Origin of the sequence: Streptomonospora sp. PA3 (genome assembly GCF_009728995.1) — a bacterium.
Lineage (GTDB): Bacteria > Actinomycetota > Actinomycetes > Streptosporangiales > Streptosporangiaceae > Streptomonospora.
Window position 1 is genome coordinate 87,949 of sequence record NZ_VTZW01000004.1, and the last position, 16,395, is coordinate 104,343.

Consider the following 16,395-nt stretch of genomic DNA (forward strand, 5'->3'; position numbering starts at 1 on the left):
CGGGTGGGATCATGGACGGCACCACCGCGCAGCTTCGCCGCGACGCCGCGGCCCAGCGCCCCTGCCATCCTGGCCAACCAGCGAGCTATCCGAACGGAGCACGGTGCCTCAGCCGAACCGGACCGATCCCGCGCTGATCCGCAACTTCTGCATCATCGCGCACATCGACCATGGCAAGTCGACGCTGGCCGACCGCATGCTTCAGCTGACCGGCATCGTCGAGGACCGCCTGATGCGCGCGCAGTACCTCGACCGCATGGACATCGAGCGCGAACGCGGCATCACCATCAAGTCCCAGGCGGTGCGGCTGCCGTTCACGGCGCTCGACGACACCACCTACGTCCTCAACCTGATCGACACCCCCGGCCACGTCGACTTCACCTACGAGGTGTCGCGGTCGCTGGCCGCCTGCGAGGGCGCGGTCCTGCTGGTCGACGCAGCCCAGGGCATCGAGGCCCAGACGCTGGCCAACCTCTACCTGGCCCTGGAGCACGACCTCACCATCATCCCGGTGCTGAACAAGATCGACCTGCCGGCGGCCATGCCCGAGAAGTACGCCGCCGAGCTGGCCGGGATCATCGGCTGCGAGCCCTCCGACGTGCTCCGGGTCAGCGCCAAGACCGGCGAGGGCGTCGAGGAGCTGCTCAACGAGATCGTGGGCCAGGTCCCGCCGCCGGTCGGCGACGCCGACGCGCCTCCCCGGGCGATGATCTTCGACTCGATCTACGACACCTACCGCGGCGTGGTCACCTACGTCCGCGTGGTCGACGGCCACCTGGGCACCCGCCAGCGCATCCAGATGATGTCGACCGGCGCCACCCACGAGATGCTGGAGGTGGGCGTCATCTCACCCGAGCCCACCAAGGTCGAGGGCCTGGGTGTGGGCGAGGTGGGCTACCTCATCACCGGTGTCAAGGACGTGCGCCAGTCGCGGGTCGGCGACACGGTGACCTCCCAGGCCAACGGGGCCTCGCAGATGCTGCCGGGCTACCAGGACCCCAAGCCGATGGTGTTCTCGGGCCTGTACCCCATCGACGGCGGCGACTACCCGGTGCTGCGCGACGCGCTGGAGAAGCTGCAGCTCAACGACGCCGCCCTGGCATTCGAGCCCGAGACCTCCGCGGCGCTGGGCTTCGGCTTCCGCTGCGGATTCCTGGGGCTGCTGCACCTGGAGATCACCCGCGCCCGCCTGGAGCGGGAGTACGACCTGGACCTGATCTCCACGGCCCCCAACGTCATCTACCGGGTGATCATGGAGGACGGCACCGAGCACTCGGTGACCAACCCCAGCGAGTTCCCCGAGGGCAAGATCCAAGAGGTCCACGAGCCGATCGTCAAGGGCACGCTGCTGGCGCCCGCCGAGTTCGTCGGTCCGATCATGGAGCTGTGCCAGGCCCGCCGCGGCGCCCTGGACGGCATGGACTACCTCTCCGAGGACCGCGTCGAGATGCGCTACACCCTGCCGCTCGCCGAGATCGTGTTCGACTTCTTCGACCAGCTCAAGTCGCGCACGAAGGGGTTCGCGTCGCTGGACTACGAGCCCTCGGGCGAGCAGGTGTCGGACCTGGTCAAGGTCGACATCCTGCTGCAGGGCGAGATGGTCGACGCGTTCTCGGCGATCGTGCACCGCGAGAAGGCCTACTCCTACGGCGTGGAGATGACCAAGAAGCTGCGCGAGCTGATTCCGCGCCAGCAGTTCGAGGTGCCGGTGCAGGCCGCGATCGGCTCGCGGGTGATCGCCCGCGAGAACATCCGCGCCATCCGCAAGGACGTGCTCTCCAAGTGCTACGGCGGCGACATCAGCCGCAAGCGCAAACTGCTGGAGCGCCAGAAGGAGGGCAAGCGGCGGATGAAGATGGTCGGCCGCGTCGAGGTGCCCCAGGAGGCGTTCATCTCCGCGCTGTCGACCGAGGACTCCGGTTCCGAGAAGGACTCCAAGAAGCGCTGAGGCCGCGGCGCCCGCTCAGGGCCGCCGCGGCCCGCCGCCCCGGTGCGGCCGAGGACCGCCGCGACCGCACCGGGGCGGCCGGCCGCACCGTGGTGCGGCCGGCATCCGGCCGGGCCTCAGCCCTTGACCGCTCCGCTGGTGAGGCCCTCGGCGATGTAGCGCTGCAGGAACCAGAACACCGACAGCACCGGCACCGCCAGCAGCAGGGTGCCCGCGGAGAACATGCCGAAGTTGGCGTCGCGCTGGTCGGCGACCATGCCGTACAGCCCCACCGCAACGGTCTTGGCCTCGGGATCGCGCAGGAACACGCTGGCGATCAGGAACTCGTTGACGGTGGCGATGAACACCAGCAGCCCCACCACGGCCAGCACCGGGGTCACTAGCGGCAGCATGATCCGGAAGAACGCCTGGGCGTGGGTCGCGCCGTCGACCTGGGCCGACTCGTCCAGCGCCGCGGGGATGGTGTCGAAGAAGCCCTTCATCAGCCAGGTGTTGATGCTCAGTGCACCGCCGAGGTAGACCAGCATCAGCCCCCAGGGGGTGTTGAATCCGACGGCGGGCCAGTAGTCGCTGACCGTGCTGAACATCAGGTAGATCGCGACGATCGCCAGGAACTGCGGGAACATCTGGATCACCAGCAGCCCGTAGAGCCCCAGCCGGCGCCCCGCGAAGCGGAACCGGCTGAAGACGTAGGCCGCCAGCGCCGAGAGGAACACCGTCGCCGCCGCGTTGGCCATCGCGATCAGCAGCGAGTTGGCGTACCACCGCCCGAAGTGGGTTCCGCCGAGCAGCTGCAGGAAGTTCTGCAACCCGGCGGAGCGGGGGACGAGCGTGGACGAGCTGAGCGTGCCGAGCGGGTTCAGCGCCGCCGAGACCACGAACAGGATCGGGAACAGCGCGAAGACCAGGAAGACGAGCATCACCAGGTGCCGCCACCCGGTGCGGCGCGCCCACAGCGACAGGGGGTGAGCCCTGCCGTGCCGCGCGGGCGCCTTCGCGGCGGCGGATCGGGCCATCACCGGTGCACCTCCTCCAGGGACGCGCTTCTGCGCAGACTGACCACCGACATGACCGTGACGATGAGGAAGATGAACACCGACAGCGCGGCCGCGTAGCCGTACTGGGCCCCGCTGGCGCCGAACGCCAGCCGGTAGGTGTAGGTGATCAGCAGGTCGGTCGCTCCCGCCATCGGGTTGTCGGTCGGGAAGGGGCCGCCCTCGGTCGTCAGCCACACGGCGTTGAAGTTGTTGAAGTTGAACGCGAACGTGGCCACCAGGATGGGCGCCATGGCCACCATCAGCAGGGGGAGGGTGACCTGGCGGAACGCCTGCCAGGCCCCGGCACCGTCGATGCGGGCGGCCTGCACCAGCTCGCGCGGGATCGACTGCAGCGCTCCGGTGGCCACCAGGAACATGTAGGGGAAACCGAGCCAGATGTTGACGATCAGCACCGCGGCCCGGGCCGTCCAGGGCTCGCCGAACCAGTCGGTATCCAGCCCCAGCATCCGGTTCAGCAGCCCGAAGTCGGAGTTGAACATCGACCGCCACAGCAGGAACATCGCGAAGGAGGGCATGGCGTAGGGCAGCACCACCAGCAGGCGGTAGGCGGTGCGCCCGGTGAAGTGCTCCCGGGTGTGCAGGGTCAGCGCCACGCACAGCCCCAGCGCGAACACCATCGCCGTGGTTCCGGCGGCGAAGGCGATGTTCCAGGTCAGAATGCCCAGGAAGGACGACCGGATGTCGGGGTCGGTCAGGAAGCGCGCGAAGTTGGCCATGCCCACGCCGACCCGCCAGCCCTGCGGCAGCCGGTCGCCGTTGTCGGCGACGAACGCGCCGCGCTCGTCGTCGGCGGTGTAGACCCGGCCGGTCTCGGCGTCGGTGATGCAGTCGCAGCCGGCGTCGTAGGTGAGCGTGGAGCGGCCCTCGTAGGCCGTGGAGAACCCGCTGGAGCGGATCCCGGTGCCCGATCCGCTGGGGACGGCGAGCCCGGTGATCTCCTCGCTGCGCGCGTTGGCCTGGCTGGGCGGCAGGACGGTGTATCCGGGCGCGGCCGTGATCTTTCCCGACGGGGTGACGGTGGCGCCGGGCAGCGGCTGCAGCCCCTGGGCATCGCCCGCGTAGGCGCTGCCGTCGGGCGCGGTCAGCAGGAACACCAGTTCGCCCCCAGGCGCGGAGCCGCGGGCGGCCACGGTGAGGGTGTAGGAGGTGGAGTCGGGGCTCCGCTGGACCGAGGAGGCCTCGATCTGCTCGACGGCCTCCTCCTTGGTGCCGCGGTGGCCGTCGCTGTAGTTGGTCACCGAGGTGCTCAGCGTGTAGAGCACCGGGATGATCTGGAAGGCGACCAGGAACAGCGTGCCGGGCACCAGGTACTTGGCGGGCACCGCGCGCTTGGACAGGTAGACGTAGAAGATCAGCCCCGTCACGGCCACCACCGCTCCGACGCCCGCCCAGTTCCCGGCCGAGTACAGGGGGAACACGGCCCACAGGGCGACGGCCGCCGCGAGGCCGAGCATGCCGATCCTGGCCGCCTGCCCGGCCGCCGACCCGCGCGGGGCCAGCGATCCTCCGGGCAGCGGCGGGCGTGCGGGCGCCCCGCCGGGGGCGCCCGCACCGCTGGGGCGGTTGCCTGCCACGGCTCAGCCGATCTCTTCGCGGATCGTCTCGGCGGCCGACTCGACGGCCTTCTGGGGATCGGCGCCGCCGATCACGGCCGCCTGCGCCTTGCCGAAGGGGTCCCAGATCGCGTCCATCTGGGGGATGGCCGGCATGGGGCGGCCGTCGGCACCGGCGTCGATGAACTTGGCGACTGCGGGGTCGTCCTTGCTGACCTTCTCCATGACCTCCGTCAGCGCGGGCGGGCGCGGGTCGGCCTCATACAGCGCGGTGGCCAGCTCGGGGTCGGTGACGTAGTTGGTGACGAACTCCTCGGCCAGCACCTTGTTCTTGCTGCCGGATGCCACGAAGAACGCCTGCACGCCCACGAAGGGCCGGGGCTCCTCACCGCCGGCGAAGCCGGGGACGGGGGAGACGTCGTATTCGACGCCGGCCTCCTGCACGGCGCCCAGCGACCACGGGCCGGTGACGAAGAAGGCGGTCTTGCCCTGGTGGAACAGGCTGGCCACGTTCTCGGCGTCGATGGAGCGCTTGAAGACGCCCTCGCCCTCCTCGCCGAACTCGGCGATCTTCTCGAAGGCCGCGACCGACTCGGGCGTGCCCACGCCCAGGTCCGCGGGGTCGGGGTTGCCCTGGTCGTCGGTGCCGAAGAGGTAGCCGCCGGCCGAGGTGTAGAAGGGCTGCATGTGGTAGGGGTCGCCCGTCTGGCCGACCTGCAGGCCCAGGACCTCCTCGACCTCGCCGTCCTGCTTCAGCCGCTTGCCGGTCTCGACGAGGTCCTCGAAGGTCTCGGGGGCCTCGGGGGCGAGCTCGGTGTTGCGGATCAGGGCCAGGTTCTCCATGGCGTAGGGGACGCCGTAGAGCTGCCCGTCGTAGGTGGTGGCCTCCACGGCGACCTCGTTGAGGGCGTCGACCTTCTCCTGGGGCAGCTGGAGGGGGTCGATGGCGCCGTTCTGCACCAGGTTGCCGATCCAGTCGTGGGCGCCGACGAGCACGTCGGGGCCTGAGCCGCCCTCGTGGGCGGTCACGAAGTCGGACTGGATGGTGTCGGCGGCGACCTCCTGGACATCGACCTTGATGCCGTTGGCCGAGCCGAACTCCTCGGCGAACGGCTGCAGGACCTCGGTGCGCTCGGGGTCGGCCCAGATGACCATCGTGCCCTTGGGCTGGTCGGCGGCCTCCTGGCCGCCGCCTCCGCACGCCGTCGTCAGCGCGAGGGCGGCGGTCGCGGCCAGCAGGCCGGCGCTGCGGATTCTCATGTGGCTCCCTCTAGGGGCTGGTGCCGCGGACGTTTCCCCCGATCTGTCCCGGCTTGTCTGTTGGCAGGTGAGGTGACGTTAGCAATTCATTGCAAGAACTGAAAGCACTTGCAGGGAAAACCGGTCACGATGTGGAAACGCCGCGGACACCCCCGCGGCACGCGCACGCCGCCGGGCGCGGCCCGCGCCGGTGGTCCCGCCCGCATTCGTGCAGGCAGCGGGGCGGGCGGCCCGGCACCGTCAGGCGACGGTACCCGGTCGCCGGGCCGCCCGGTCGGCTCAGTCCCCCTCGGGCACCAGCCACACCGCGGTGTCGGCCGGCAGCACCAGCGCCCCCGCCTCCCACCGGACCTCCCCGCTGGACAGCAGCACGCGCGCCGCGGACGGGAGGGCGTCCGCGGGGACCTTTGCCGGCGCGCCGCCGAGGTTGGCCGCGCAGGCGAACCCCGCGCCGCGGCGGAACGCCAGCAGCCCCTCGCCGGCCTCCAGCCAGTCCAGGCCGGCGGCCGCCTCGATCGCCGTGCGCCGGTGACGCAGCGCCACGGTGTACATCGCCAGTGTCGAGTCGGGATCGCGCCGCTGGGACTCGCGGGTGTAGCGCGCCCACTCCTCGGGCATCGGCAGCCAGGGCCGGCCGCCCTCGGGCGAGAAGCCGAAGGGCGGCCGCTCGCCCTCCCAGGGCAGGGGCACCCGGCAGCCGTCGCGCCCGCGCTCGGTGCGTCCCGAGCGCAGCCAGGTCGGATCCTGCAGCGCGTCCTCGGGCAGGTCGGTGACCTCGGGCAGGCCCAGCTCCTCACCCTGGTAGAGGTAGGTCGAGCCCGGCAGCGCCAGCGTGAGCAGGGTGGCCGCGCGCGCCCGGCGCAGCCCGCGCTCGCCGCCGCCGAACCTGGTGGGGTGCCGGGTGACGTCGTGGTTGGACAGCACCCAGGTCGTGGGCGCCCCGACCGCGGCGTTGGCCGCCAGCGAGCCGTCGATGACCCGCCGCAGCACCGCGGGGTCCCAGCCCGCGGTCAGGTACTGGAAGTTGAACGCCTGGTGCAGCTCGTCGGGCCGCAGATAGCGGGCCACCCGGTCGGCGTCCTCCACCCACGCCTCGGCCACCAGCGCGCGCTCGCCCGGGTAGGAGCCGACGATGCCGTGCCACCTGCGGTAGATCTCGTGCACGCCGTCCTGGTCGAAATAGGGGAGCTGCGTGGAGCCGTCGAGCAGGTCGGCCTTCTGCCCCTCGGGCAGGTCGGGCAGCTCGGGGTCCTTGACCATGCCGTGCGCCACGTCGATGCGGAACCCGTCGACCCCGCGGTCCAGCCAGAAGCGCAGCACGTCGTCGAACTCCGCGTGCACGTCGGGGTTGGTCCAGTCCAGGTCGGGCTGCTCGGCGTCGAACAGGTGCAGATACCACTCCTCGGGCGTGCCGTCCGGCCGCTTCAGCCGGGTCCAGGCCGGGCCGCCGAAGATCGACTTCCAGTTGTTGGGGGGACGGTCGCCGCCCGGGCCCCGGCCGGGGCGGAAGATGTAGCGCGAGCGCGCCGGGCTGCCCGGCTCGGCGGCCACCGCGGCGCGGAACCAGGCGTGGGCCGAGGAGGTGTGGTTGGGCACGATGTCGATGATGATCCGCAGGTCCAGCTCGTGTGCCCGGGAGATGAGGGCGTCGAAGTCGGCGAGCGTGCCGAAGCGGGGATCGACGTCGCGGTAGTCGGCCACGTCGTAGCCGCCGTCGGCAAGCGGAGAGACGTAGAAGGGGGTCAGCCACACCGCGTCGACCCCCAGCGAGGCGAGTTCGCCGAGCCGGTCGTGCACCCCGCGCAGGTCGCCCTCGCCGTCGCCGTCGGAGTCGGCGAAGCTGCGGACGTAGACCTGGTAGATGACCGCGTCGCGCCACCACTCCCGGTCGGCGGTGGGCGGTGCGGGCGCGTGCTGTGGGGGCGTGGGCATAGGAGTCCCTCCGTGTGCCTGGCCGAGCGGGTCAGCCGAGTGGGTCCGTGCAAGCTATTGCGCAAGATTACCTATCGGTTGCAAGGAGCGTGGGGCAAACTGCATTAGAGTGCTCCCATGGGTCCACGTTTGGCCGACATAGCCCGCCATGCCGAGGTGAGCGAGGCGACGGTCTCCCGAGTGCTGAACAACAAGCCCGGTGTCGGCTCCGACACCCGGGCAGCCGTCCTCACCGCGCTCGACGTGCTGGGCTACGAGCGCCCCGAGCGGCTGCGGCGGCGGTCGGCCGGACTGGTCGGCATGGTCGTGCCCGAGCTGGAGAACCCGGTCTTCCCGATGTTCGCCCAGGCGGCCGAGGGCGCGCTCGCCCGCCAGGGCTACACGCCGGTGCTGTGCACCCGCCCGCCCGGCGGCATCGTCGAGGACGAGTACGTCGAACTGCTGCTGGAGCGCAACGTCTCGGGCATCGTCTTCGTCTCCGGCCTGCACGCCGACGCCACCGCCGACCACGGCCGCTACCACCGCCTGATCGCCCAGAAGCTGCCGATCGTGCTGGTCAACGGCTTCGCCGAGGAGGTGCCGGCGGCGTTCGTCTCCTGCGACGACCGCGAGGCCGGGCGGCTGGCCGTCAACCACCTCGCCGAACTGGGCCACACCCGGATCGGGTTCACCAGCGGTCCCGAGCGCTACGTGCCCGTGCAGCGCAAGCTCATCGGCTATCGGGCGGCCATGGCCGCGCACGGCCTCGACTGCACCGACCTCGTCGAACTCTCGCTGTTCGGGGTCGAGGGCGGCCACGCGGCGGCGTCGCGGCTGCTGCAGCGCGGGGTCACCGCCATGGTCTGCGGCTCCGACCTCATGGCGCTGGGCGCGGTGCGCGCCGCCCGCCAGCACGGGCTCTCGGTCCCCGGCGACTTCTCCGTGGTGGGCTACGACGACTCCCAGCTCATCGCCTTCACCGATCCGCCGCTGACCACCGTGCGCCAGCCGATACAGGCCATGGCGATGGCCACCGTGCGCACGCTGTGCGACGAGATCGCCGGCCACAACGTCTCCCGCACGGAGTACCTGTTCGACCCCGAACTGGTCGTGCGCGGCTCGACCGCCGCGGCACCCGCGGCCGCGGCCCGCTCCCGCGCCGTCAGAGTCTCCTGAACCGCGCGGCCGCGTCGCGGCCCGCGCCCGGCCGTCGAACCCCGCCCCGCCGTCCTCGCCGGCGCGGCCGCCCTATAGCCTTGCCGCCATGCCCCGCATCGCCTCGGTCAACACGGGAACGGCCGTCTCCGCCGCGTGGGCGGGGCGGCTGAAGCGCACCGCCATCGACAAGCGGCCGGTGCCCGGCCCGGTGGCCGTGCGGGCACACGGCCTCGCCGGCGACGAGCAGGCCGACCGCGAGCACCACGGCGGCCCCGACAAGGCCGTCTACGCCTACGCCCGCGAGGACCTGGACCTGTGGCAGGAGCGGCTGGGCAGGCCGCTGCGCGACGGCGTGTTCGGCGAGAACCTCACCACCCGCGGGTTCGACCTCGACGCGGTGCTCATCGGCGAGCGCTGGCGCGTGGGGACGGTGCTGCTGGAGGCCGCCCTGCCGCGGACCCCCTGCGGGGTGTTCCGCGCGTGGATGGAGGAGACCGGCTGGGTCAAGCGCTTCACCGAGGAGGGCCGCACCGGCGTCTACCTGCGCGTCCTGGCCGAGGGGGAGATCAGCGCCGGCGACGAGGTCCGCGTCGTGCACCGGCCCGAGCACGGGATCGCCGTCGCCGCCGCCTTCCGTGCCCGCTACGAGCCCGACCGCGAGCTGCTGCGCCGCGTGCTGGCGATCCCGGGACGCTCGGCGGTGTGGGAGGAGGCGGCCGCCGCCGTCGGGGCGGCGGAGGGCTGAGACCGGGCCGGGACCGTCCGGTCGCCGCCATCGCCGACACTGGAGGCATGCCTTCCGTGCCTCTCGACGGCGAGCCCGTACCCGCCGACGGCGCCCTGCCCGCCGGCGCCGCGGCCGGAGCGGGCACCCGCCCCTTCGGCGTGTACGTGCACGTGCCCTTCTGCGCCACCCGCTGCGGCTACTGCGACTTCAACACCTACACCGCCGCCGAACTGCGCTCCCGCGACGGCGGGCACACCGCCACCCGCGAGGGCTACGCCGATCTCGCCGTGGCCGAGATCCGCCTGGCCCGCCGCGTCCTGGGCGCCGCCGAGGTCCCCGTAAGCACCGTGTTCTTCGGCGGCGGCACCCCCACGCTGCTGCCCCCAGAGGACCTGGGGCGCATCCTCGCCGCCGTCGACGCCGAGTTCGGGCTGGAGCCCGGAGCCGAGGTCACCACCGAGGCCAACCCCGAGACCGTCGACCCGGCGGTCCTGGCCCGGCTGCGCGAACAGGGCATCACCCGCGTCTCCTTCGGCATGCAGAGCGCGGCTGCGCACGTGCTGGCCGTCCTGGAGCGCGCGCACACCCCGGGCCGCGCCCAGCAGTGCGTCCAGTGGGCCCGCGAGGCCGGGTTCAGCCACGTCAACCTGGACCTGATCTACGGCGCGCCCGGCGAGACCGACGCCGACTGGAAGGAGTCGCTGCAGGCGGCGGTCCAGGCCGGGGTCGACCACATCTCGGCCTACTCGCTGATCGTCGAGGAGGGCACCCGCCTGGCGGCGCGCGTACGCCGCGGCGAGCTGAGCGAACCGGACGAGGACGTGCTGGCCGACCGCTACACCATGGCCGACGACGCCCTCACCGCCGCCGGCCTGCACCCCTACGAGGTCTCCAACTGGGCCCGGGGCACCGCCGCCCGCAGCCGCCACAACCGCCTCTACTGGACCGGCGGCGACTGGTGGGGGGTGGGACCCGGCGCGCACAGCCACGTCGGCGGCACCCGCTGGTGGAACGTCAAGCATCCGGCCGCCTACGCCGCCCGCCTGGCCGAGGGGCGCTCGCCCGGCCACGCCCGCGAGGTGCTGGAGGCCGAGGACCGGCGCTTCGAGCGCATCATGCTCGAACTGCGGCTGGCCGAGGGGTGCCCGCTGGAGCTGCTCGACGCGAGCGGGCGGGCCGCCGCCGCTCGCGCCGTCGCCGACGGGCTGCTGGAGCCCGCAGCCCACGCCGACGGCCGCGCCGTCCTCACCCGGCGCGGTCGCCTCCTGGCCGACGCGGTCGTGCGCGAGCTCACCTGAGGACGCTTGGGCCGGGCCGCCCGGACTCCCGCGCCGCAGACTCCGGCGCCTACTTCATCATCGGGAAGGCCAGCCACTTCGGGTACTCGTACCACTCGCCCTTGTTGGCGGCTACACCCGCCATGATCGCGAAGATGACACTGCAGATAAGTACGGCGAAGAGCGTGAAGATGCCGATGATGACGATCATCAGGATGCTCGACACTATGTAGCCGATGGCCATCGTCACCTGGAAGTTGAACGCCTGGGCCGACTGGTGGCGGATGAAGGGCGACTCGTCCTTCTTGACCAAGTAGAGGATCAGCGGGAGCAGGAACCCGGTGAACAGCCCGCCGATGTGGGCCGCCATGCCCATGGTCCGGTCGTCCGAGCTGGGCGCGCCATAGCCGCCGGGCTGGCCGTAGCCCTGCTGGTAGGGCACCGGCGCCGGATACTGCGGCTGGCCGTAGCCGGGCTGGGGCCCCGACTGGGGGCCGTAGCCGGGCTGCGGACCCGACGGGGGGCCGTAGTTGGGGTCGTACCCGGGCGGCGGGTTGTAGCCGCCGGGGTGGTTCGGGTAGCCGCCGGGCTGCTGGCCGCCGCCGTAGGGCTGGTCGGGCTGGGGCGGGTAGCTCATCTCTCGTGGTCTCCTCTGTGGGGTCGGCCCCGGCGGGCGCCGGGGCGCTGCGATCGCATCACGTGCGGCGGCGCTGCGGCGGGGATCGGGAATCGGCCGAGCGCCCGGCTGCGGAAAGGCCTCGCTGATGAGACTCTTTCACGGAGTGCGGGGTTCCCACAGGGCGGAGGCGTTCGAGACGCGCCGGCCTCCGCCCCGAGGGTCACTTCACCATGCGGATCGACACCGGGTAGCGGTAGCGGATACCCCGGTTGGCGCTGAGCGCGGCCAGCACGCCCAGGACGATCGAGCCGACCCAGATCACCGCGACGAGCACGGAACCGATCCAGGAGATCGGCGGCGCGAAGACCCCGAGCCCGATGTAGACCGCCCAGGCGACGAAGTACGGGATGAGCAGGGTGAGCTGGAAGTTGAGCGCCTCGCCGGCCTGGTGGCGGACGAACGGGGAGTCCTTGCGCTTCACCGAGTAGATGATGAGGGCGGGCAGCCAGCCGAAGCAGGACAGGATGACCCCGGAGAGGTGGGCGATCATCGCCCAGGTGGCGTCGTCGGCGGCGCCGGGCTGGGGGCCGAAGTCGGGCTGGGGACCGCTGGGCTGCTGCTGGGGGTAGCCCTGCGGGTAACCCGGCTGACCGGGCGCCTGCGGGGTGCCCGGGTATCCCGCGGGCTGCTGCTCGTAGCCCTGGGGGATCCCCGGCTGGGGCTGCGGCGGGGCGTACCCGGGCTGGGGCGCCTGCGGCTGCTGAGGGCCGGCGCCCGGGGGCTGGTACCCGGCCGATGGGGGCTGCTGCCCCGGCTGCTGCTGGTAACCCGGCTGGGGATAGCCCGGCTGGGCATATCCCGGCTGGGGTTGCTGGTAGGGCTGCCCGCTGCCCGCCTGCGCGTAGCCGGGCTGCTCTGCGCTGAGCCGGCCTCCGGAGGGGTGGCCGTATCCGGGTTGTTCTCCGCTGGGCTGGGCGTATCCGGGCTGTGCGGGCTGTCCGTAGCCCGGCTGGTCACCGCCGGGAGCGCCGTATCCGGGCTGGCCGCCGGTGGGGTGGCCGTAACCGGGCTGGCCGCCGCTGGGCTGGGCGTATCCGGGCTGGCCTCCGGTGGGGTGGCCGTATCCGGGTTGTTCTCCGCCGGGCTGGGCGTAGCCCGGCTGGCCCCCGGAGGGATATCCGTATTCGGGCCGGCCGTATCCCGGCTGCGGGGACTGGCCGTAGCCGGGCTGCTCACGGCCGGGTTGAGCGTACCCCGGGGGGGCCCACCCCGGCTGGCCGCCGCTGGACTGGTCGTAGCCCGGCTGAGGGGGCTGCCCGTAATCGGGGTGCCCGTAGCCCGGGTGGACCTCACCGGGCTGCCCGCCTCCCGGCTGCGGATATCCGGGCTGCTGCTCGCCGGTGCCCGCCTGCCCCTGGCCGGGCTGCCCGTCAGAGGGTGCGCGGCCTGGTGCCGACTGGTCACCGGAGGGCCCCTCCTGGGGCTGTGGTCGGTTGGGCGGGGTCTCGCTCATCTTGTCCCTTGGCTGTGCCGATTGCGTTGGGCCGATAGTGCCATCCGGTGCCCCGGCAGGCCACCGCGCGCTCGCGGCGCGCGACACTCCCGGACAGGTCTAGTCTTGCACTGCCAGGGGCGCGGTGACGAAGTCGATGAGCTCTTCGACGCGGCCCAGCAGCTCCGGTTCGAGGTCGGCGTAGGTGCGCACCGACCCCAGGATGCGCCGCCAGGCCTCACCGGGCTCCTCGCCGCTTCCCAGCGCCCGCAGGACCCCCTCCTTCCACGGGACCCCGCGCGGCACATCGGGCCACGCGGAGAAACCCAGCACCGACGGCTTCACCGCCTGCCAGATGTCGACGAAGGGATGTCCGGTCACCAGCACGTGCGGGGAGGAGACCTCCTCGGCGATCCGGCTCTCCTTGGAGCCCGGCACGAGGTGGTCCACCAGGACGCCCAGCCGGCGCCCCGGGCCCGGAGCGAAGTCCGCGACGATCGCGGGCAGGCGGTCCACGCCTTCCAGATACTCCACGACCACGCCCTCGATGCGCAGATCGTGGCCCCAGATCTTCTCGACCAGTTCGGCGTCGTGCACGCCCTCCACGTAGATGCGGCTCTCCCGCGCCACCCGCGAGCGCGCGCCCCGCACGGCGATCGAACCGGAGGCGCTGCGGGCGGGTCCGGTCCCCGCCGCCTGCTCCGGGGCGGGCCGCACCGCGGTCACGGGGCGGCCGTCGAGCAGGAACGCCGCGGGTTCCAGGTCGAAGACGCGGTGGCGGCCCCGGCGGTCCTCCAGCGTCACCGTCCGCTTGTCCCAGCCGACGACCGCGCCGCAGAACCCTTCGTCGGCCGACTCCAGCACGAGCCCGTGCTCCAGCGCGACCTCGGCGACGGCGCCCTTGCGCGGCCGGCGCCAGTCCCCGGCCAGCACGTCCTCGCCGTACCGCTTGCCCGAGCTTCCCGAGTTGGTGTGCACGGGCGGGGATTGTAGCGGCGCACGCCTCCGAATGCCGGGTGCCGCGTGGCCGCCGGCGCGGAACCCGGCCGCCCCGCTCTCCGCCTGTCCTTGCGCGACGGCATAGAATTAGCACTTAGGACCATGGAGTGCCAGGAGGTGAGCACGTGCTCGACGACCGGAAGCTTGCGGTTCTGCGTGCGATCGTCGAGGATTACGTGTCCACGAACGAGCCCGTGGGATCCAAGGCGCTCGCCGACCGCCACACCCTGGGCGTATCTCCCGCCACCATCCGCAACGACATGGTTGCGCTGGAGGAGGAGGGCTACATCGCCCAGCCGCACACCAGTGCGGGGCGGGTCCCCACCGACAAGGGCTACCGGCTGTTCGTGGACCGGTTGTCCACGGTCAAACCGCTCTCCAGCGCCGAGCGCCGCGCGATCGAGACCTTCCTCGGCGGCGCGGTCGACCTCGACGAGATCGTGGGTCGGACGGTGCGGCTGCTCGCCCAGCTCACCCGCCAGGTCGCGGTGGTCCAGTACCCGTCGCTCACCCGCTCCTCGGTGCAGCACGTGGAACTGGTCCCGCTGGGCCAGCAGCGCGTGATGATGGTGCTGATCACCGACACCGGCCGCGTCGAGCAGCGGGTCATCGACGGCTTGGAGGACGTCAGCGAGGAGGCGGTCGACCGCCTCCGCCAGATGCTCAACCGGGCGCTGGTGGGCAAGTGGCTCACCAACGTGCCCAACGCCGTGGAGGACCTGCCCGCCCAGTTGCCGCCCGACGACCGCGCCCTGGCGGCGGCCGTGCTGTCGGTGCTGCTGGAGAGCCTCGTCGAGCGCCACGACGAGAAGATCGTCCTCGGTGGTACGGCGAATCTCGCCGCTATGGATTTCTCGGCTAGCCTGCGGGAGGTACTGGAGGCGTTGGAAGAAAACGTCGTCCTGCTCCGTTTGCTGGGAGAGATGGGCGACCGTTCCATGCTGACGGTGCGCATCGGCGCCGAGAACTCTCACGAGGGTCTGCGATCCACCTCGATCGTCTCGGCCGGTTACGGAATCGGCGACCAGCCTCTGGCCAAGATCGGTGTTGTGGGTCCTACCCGGATGGACTACCCAGGAACGATGGGAGCGGTACGCGCTGTGGCTCGGTACCTCGGACAGATACTTGCGGGGCAGTAAGTGGCGAGAGACTACTACGAGATCCTCGGGGTGCGGCGCGACGCATCCAAGGACGAGATCAAGAAGGCGTATCGGCGGCTCGCCCGCGAACTCCACCCGGACGTCAACCCGGATCCGGCCACCCAGGATCGCTTCAAGGAAGTGACCCAGGCCTACGAGGTCCTCTCCGACGACAGCAAGCGCCGGATGTTCGACATGGGCGCCGACCCCTTCGCACCCTCCGGCGGAGGCGGCGGCGCGGGAGCCGGCGGCTTCGGCGCGGCCGGGTTCCCCTTCGACGACATCATGAACGCGTTCTTCGGCGGCGGCCAGCCCGGCGCCGGGCGCAGCGCCCGCGACCGGGTGCGGCGCGGCCGCAGCATCAAGGTGCGCATCGAGCTGGACCTGGCCGAGACCGCGTTCGGCGTCACCAAGGACGTCACCTTTCCCACGGCGGTGCTGTGCAACACCTGCCAGGGCGAGGGCACGGCCAAGGGCACCCACCGCCAGACCTGCGACATGTGCCAGGGCCGCGGCGAGGTCTCGCAGGTCGCGCGCTCCTTCCTCGGCCAGGTCATGACCACGCGGCCGTGCCCGCAGTGCTCCGGCCAGGGGACGATCATCACCGACCCCTGCGCCGACTGCGCCGGCGAGGGCCGCGTGCGCGAGAAGGTCACCCGCAAGGTGCAGATCCCCGCGGGCGTCGAGGACGGCACCCAGATCCAGCTCGCCGGCGAGGGCGAGGTCGGCCCCAACGGCGGTCCGCGCGGCGACATCTTCCTGGAGATCGTGCAGCGTCCCCACCCCACGTTCGAGCGGCGCGGCGACGACCTGCACTGCACGATCACGGTTCCCATGACCGCCGCGGCGCTGGGCGCCTCGTTCACCTTCGACACCCTCGACGGCACCGAGGAGATCGACCTGCGGCCGGGCACCAGCTCCGGCCACGTCATCACCCTGCCGGGGCACGGCACCCGCCACCTCGACGGTGCCGGGCGCGGCGACCTGATGATCCAGGTCGACGTCGAGACCCCCGCGAAGCTGGACGAGGAGCAGGAGGCGCTGCTGCGCAAGTTCGCCGAGCTGCGCGGCGAGGACCAGCCTCCGGGCAAGTTCAGCCCGGGGCACGGCGGCCTGTTCTCGCGGCTGCGCGACGCCTTCGGCGCGCGCTGAGCCGCCGCCCACCATCGACATCGCCGCGACCGGCTGATCGGCGCGGGCGGGGCCGGTGCCGCGCACGTCGCGGCGCCGGCCCGTGCCTGTGTCGGGCCGCGG

13 protein-coding genes are annotated in these 16,395 nt (G+C 72.1%); 6 read left to right on the forward strand and 7 right to left on the reverse strand.

The window, feature by feature from the left end; all coding sequences use genetic code 11:
* Positions 1-103 precede the first annotated feature (103 nt).
* Positions 104-1,948 (forward strand): translation elongation factor 4, encoded by a 1,845-nt coding sequence (lepA, locus tag FZ103_RS03185; protein ID WP_186355741.1) that lies wholly within the window; start codon positions 104-106, stop codon positions 1,946-1,948.
* Positions 1,949-2,064: 116 nt separating this feature from the next.
* Here the strand turns inward: lepA and FZ103_RS03190 are convergent, their stop codons facing one another.
* From FZ103_RS03190 to FZ103_RS03205, 4 genes are all read right to left on the reverse strand, one after another.
* Positions 2,065-2,964: a sugar ABC transporter permease gene (locus FZ103_RS03190; protein ID WP_155998750.1), complete on the reverse strand. Its 900-nt coding sequence runs from the start codon at positions 2,962-2,964 to the stop codon at positions 2,065-2,067.
* Positions 2,964-4,580, reverse strand: a complete 1,617-nt coding sequence (locus tag FZ103_RS03195; protein ID WP_186355742.1) for an ABC transporter permease subunit — start codon at positions 4,578-4,580, stop codon at positions 2,964-2,966. The genes FZ103_RS03190 and FZ103_RS03195 overlap by 1 nt, the downstream gene beginning before the upstream one ends.
* Positions 4,581-4,583: 3 nt before the next feature.
* On the reverse strand, positions 4,584-5,819 hold the full coding sequence (locus tag FZ103_RS03200) for a maltose ABC transporter substrate-binding protein (RefSeq protein ID WP_155998751.1): 1,236 nt from the start codon (positions 5,817-5,819) through the stop codon (positions 4,584-4,586).
* A 279-nt stretch (positions 5,820-6,098) separates the two neighbouring features.
* Positions 6,099-7,751, reverse strand: a complete 1,653-nt coding sequence (locus tag FZ103_RS03205) for a glycoside hydrolase family 13 protein (protein ID WP_155998752.1) — start codon at positions 7,749-7,751, stop codon at positions 6,099-6,101.
* A 117-nt stretch (positions 7,752-7,868) separates the two neighbouring features.
* On the opposite strand from FZ103_RS03205, the gene FZ103_RS03210 reads away from it, so the two are divergent.
* The 3 genes from FZ103_RS03210 (at position 7,869) to hemW (ending at position 10,913) form a co-directional block, all read left to right on the forward strand.
* Positions 7,869-8,906, forward strand: coding sequence for a LacI family DNA-binding transcriptional regulator (locus tag FZ103_RS03210; protein ID WP_155998753.1), 1,038 nt, complete (start codon positions 7,869-7,871; stop codon positions 8,904-8,906).
* 88 nt (positions 8,907-8,994) lie between these two features.
* Positions 8,995-9,633, forward strand: coding sequence for an MOSC domain-containing protein (locus FZ103_RS03215; protein WP_155998754.1), 639 nt, complete (start codon positions 8,995-8,997; stop codon positions 9,631-9,633).
* A 47-nt stretch (positions 9,634-9,680) separates the two neighbouring features.
* Positions 9,681-10,913 carry a radical SAM family heme chaperone HemW gene (gene hemW, locus FZ103_RS03220; protein ID WP_155998755.1) on the forward strand — a complete coding sequence of 411 codons (1,233 nt, stop codon included), beginning with the start codon at positions 9,681-9,683 and terminating at the stop codon, positions 10,911-10,913.
* A gap of 49 nt (positions 10,914-10,962) precedes the next feature.
* Here hemW and FZ103_RS03225 read toward each other — a convergent pair whose 3' ends face one another.
* The 3 genes from FZ103_RS03225 to FZ103_RS03235 all read right to left on the reverse strand — a co-directional run bounded on the left by FZ103_RS03225 (position 10,963) and on the right by FZ103_RS03235 (position 13,936).
* Positions 10,963-11,529 carry a DUF4870 domain-containing protein gene (locus tag FZ103_RS03225; protein WP_155998756.1) on the reverse strand — a complete coding sequence of 189 codons (567 nt, stop codon included), beginning with the start codon at positions 11,527-11,529 and terminating at the stop codon, positions 10,963-10,965.
* Between the two features lie 202 nt (positions 11,530-11,731).
* Positions 11,732-13,024, reverse strand: a complete 1,293-nt coding sequence (locus FZ103_RS25845) for a DUF4870 domain-containing protein (RefSeq protein WP_275548846.1) — start codon at positions 13,022-13,024, stop codon at positions 11,732-11,734.
* 99 nt (positions 13,025-13,123) lie between these two features.
* A complete protein-coding gene (locus FZ103_RS03235) occupies positions 13,124-13,936 on the reverse strand; it encodes a DUF3097 domain-containing protein (RefSeq protein ID WP_186355765.1) in 813 nt (270 codons plus the stop codon).
* Positions 13,937-14,127: 191 nt separating this feature from the next.
* Between FZ103_RS03235 and hrcA the strand changes: the two genes are divergently transcribed.
* Positions 14,128-15,141: a heat-inducible transcriptional repressor HrcA gene (hrcA, locus tag FZ103_RS03240; RefSeq protein WP_186355743.1), complete on the forward strand. Its 1,014-nt coding sequence runs from the start codon at positions 14,128-14,130 to the stop codon at positions 15,139-15,141.
* Entirely contained in the window at positions 15,142-16,293 is a 1,152-nt protein-coding gene (gene dnaJ, locus FZ103_RS03245) for a molecular chaperone DnaJ (RefSeq protein WP_186355744.1), read from the forward strand.
* Positions 16,294-16,395: the final 102 nt, after the last annotated feature.

Coding starts and splice junctions, on each gene's coding strand:
- FZ103_RS03190 (WP_155998750.1), bottom strand. CDS start 2,964: ATGGCCCGATCCGCCGCCGCGAAGGCGCCCGCGCGGCACGGCAGGGCT.
- FZ103_RS03200 (WP_155998751.1), bottom strand. CDS start 5,819: ATGAGAATCCGCAGCGCCGGCCTGCTGGCCGCGACCGCCGCCCTCGCG.
- FZ103_RS03205 (WP_155998752.1), bottom strand. CDS start 7,751: ATGCCCACGCCCCCACAGCACGCGCCCGCACCGCCCACCGCCGACCGG.
- FZ103_RS03210 (WP_155998753.1), top strand. CDS start 7,869: ATGGGTCCACGTTTGGCCGACATAGCCCGCCATGCCGAGGTGAGCGAG.
- FZ103_RS03215 (WP_155998754.1), top strand. CDS start 8,995: ATGCCCCGCATCGCCTCGGTCAACACGGGAACGGCCGTCTCCGCCGCG.
- hemW (WP_155998755.1), top strand. CDS start 9,681: ATGCCTTCCGTGCCTCTCGACGGCGAGCCCGTACCCGCCGACGGCGCC.
- FZ103_RS03225 (WP_155998756.1), bottom strand. CDS start 11,529: ATGAGCTACCCGCCCCAGCCCGACCAGCCCTACGGCGGCGGCCAGCAG.
- FZ103_RS25845 (WP_275548846.1), bottom strand. CDS start 13,024: ATGAGCGAGACCCCGCCCAACCGACCACAGCCCCAGGAGGGGCCCTCC.